This window comes from Vibrio sp. 10N.286.51.B11, from assembly GCF_041469245.1.
Lineage (GTDB): Bacteria > Pseudomonadota > Gammaproteobacteria > Enterobacterales > Vibrionaceae > Vibrio > Vibrio crassostreae_C.
The window spans coordinates 1-2,647 of sequence record NZ_JBFRKI010000006.1; the positions used below are offsets into that span (position 1 = coordinate 1).

At 51.1% G+C, this 2,647-nt stretch carries 1 rRNA gene; it reads right to left on the reverse strand.

Annotated elements, in window-relative coordinates:
* Positions 1-2,630, reverse strand: a 23S ribosomal RNA gene (locus AB4154_RS02730); the annotation flags it as partial.
* Between the last annotated feature and the right edge of the window lie 17 nt (positions 2,631-2,647).

The following is a 2,647-nucleotide window of genomic DNA, read 5'->3' on the forward strand; positions in this document are numbered from 1 at the left end:
TTCAATTTTCCAACGCCCACGGCAGATAGGGACCGAACTGTCTCACGACGTTCTAAACCCAGCTCGCGTACCACTTTAAATGGCGAACAGCCATACCCTTGGGACCGACTTCAGCCCCAGGATGTGATGAGCCGACATCGAGGTGCCAAACACCGCCGTCGATATGAACTCTTGGGCGGTATCAGCCTGTTATCCCCGGAGTACCTTTTATCCGTTGAGCGATGGCCCTTCCATTCAGAACCACCGGATCACTATGACCTGCTTTCGCACCTGCTCGAATTGTCATTCTCGCAGTCAAGCGGGCTTATGCCATTGCACTAACCACACGATGTCCAACCGTGTTTAGCCCACCTTCGTGCTCCTCCGTTACTCTTTGGGAGGAGACCGCCCCAGTCAAACTACCCACCAGGCACTGTCCGTAATCCCGATTCAGGGACCAACGTTAGAACATCAAAACTACAAGGGTGGTATTTCAAGGACGACTCCACCACATCTAGCGACGCGGTTTCATAGTCTCCCACCTATCCTACACATGTAGGTTCAATGTTCAGTGCCAAGCTGTAGTAAAGGTTCACGGGGTCTTTCCGTCTAGCCGCGGGTACACTGCATCTTCACAGCGATTTCAATTTCACTGAGTCTCGGGTGGAGACAGCGTGGCCATCATTACGCCATTCGTGCAGGTCGGAACTTACCCGACAAGGAATTTCGCTACCTTAGGACCGTTATAGTTACGGCCGCCGTTTACCGGGGCTTCGATCAAGAGCTTCGACCGAAGTCTAACCCCATCAATTAACCTTCCGGCACCGGGCAGGCGTCACACCGTATACGTCATCTTACGATTTTGCACAGTGCTGTGTTTTTAATAAACAGTTGCAGCCACCTGGTATCTGCGACTCTCGTCTGCTCCATCCGCAAGGGACTTCACTGATAAGAGCGTACCTTCTCCCGAAGTTACGGTACCATTTTGCCTAGTTCCTTCACCCGAGTTCTCTCAAGCGCCTTGGTATTCTCTACCCGACCACCTGTGTCGGTTTGGGGTACGATTCCTTACAATCTGAAGCTTAGAGGCTTTTCCTGGAAGCATGGCATCAATGACTTCACTACCGTAGTAGCTCGACATCGTATCTCAGCGTTAATAGCGGTCCGGATTTACCTAAACCACCCGCCTACGTACTTGAACCTGGACAACCGTCGCCAGGCCCACCTAGCCTTCTCCGTCCCCCCATCGCAATTGTAAGAAGTACGGGAATATTAACCCGTTTCCCATCGACTACGCCTTTCGGCCTCGCCTTAGGAGTCGACTTACCCTGCCCCGATTAACGTTGGACAGGAACCCTTGGTCTTCCGGCGAGGGAGTTTTTCACTCCCTTTATCGTTACTCATGTCAGCATTCGCACTTCTGATACCTCCAGCAGCCCTTACAGACCACCTTCAACGGCTTACAGAACGCTCCCCTACCCCACGCACCCTAAGGTACGTAGCCGCAGCTTCGGTGTATAGCTTAGCCCCGTTACATCTTCCGCGCAGGCCGACTCGACCAGTGAGCTATTACGCTTTCTTTAAATGATGGCTGCTTCTAAGCCAACATCCTGGCTGTCTGAGCCTTCCCACATCGTTTCCCACTTAGCTATACTTTGGGACCTTAGCTGGCGGTCTGGGTTGTTTCCCTCTCCACGACGGACGTTAGCACCCGCCGTGTGTCTCCCGGATAGTACTTACTGGTATTCGGAGTTTGCAAAGGGTTGGTAAGTCGGGATGACCCCCTAGCCTTAACAGTGCTCTACCCCCAGTAGTATTCGTCCGAGGCGCTACCTAAATAGCTTTCGGGGAGAACCAGCTATCTCCAGGTTTGATTGGCCTTTCACCCCTAGCCACAAGTCATCCGCTAATTTTTCAACATTAGTCGGTTCGGTCCTCCAGTTGATGTTACTCAACCTTCAACCTGCCCATGGCTAGATCACCTGGTTTCGGGTCTAATCCTAGCAACTGTACGCCCAGTTAAGACTCGGTTTCCCTACGGCTCCCCTAAACGGTTAACCTTGCTACTAAAATTAAGTCGCTGACCCATTATACAAAAGGTACGCAGTCACACCACGAAGGTGCTCCTACTGCTTGTACGTACACGGTTTCAGGTTCTATTTCACTCCCCTCACAGGGGTTCTTTTCGCCTTTCCCTCACGGTACTGGTTCACTATCGGTCAGTCAGTAGTATTTAGCCTTGGAGGATGGTCCCCCCATATTCAGACAGGATATCACGTGTCCCGCCCTACTCGTTTTCACTGATTATGATGTGTCGGTTACGGGGCTATCACCCTTTATTGCGAGACTTTCCAGACTCTTCACCTGCATCATTAAAAGCTTAAGGGCTAATCCAATTTCGCTCGCCGCTACTTTCGGAATCTCGGTTGATTTCTCTTCCTCGGGGTACTTAGATGTTTCAGTTCCCCCGGTTTGCCTCCTGTTGCTATGTATTCACAACAGGATACTTACTTATGTAAGTGGGTTTCCCCATTCAGGAATCCCAGACTCAAAAGGTTATTACTACCTAATCTGGGCTTATCGCAAGTTATTACGCCTTTCATCGCCTCTGACTGCCAAGGCATCCACCGTGTACGCTTAGTCACTTAACCATACAACCCGAAAGGGT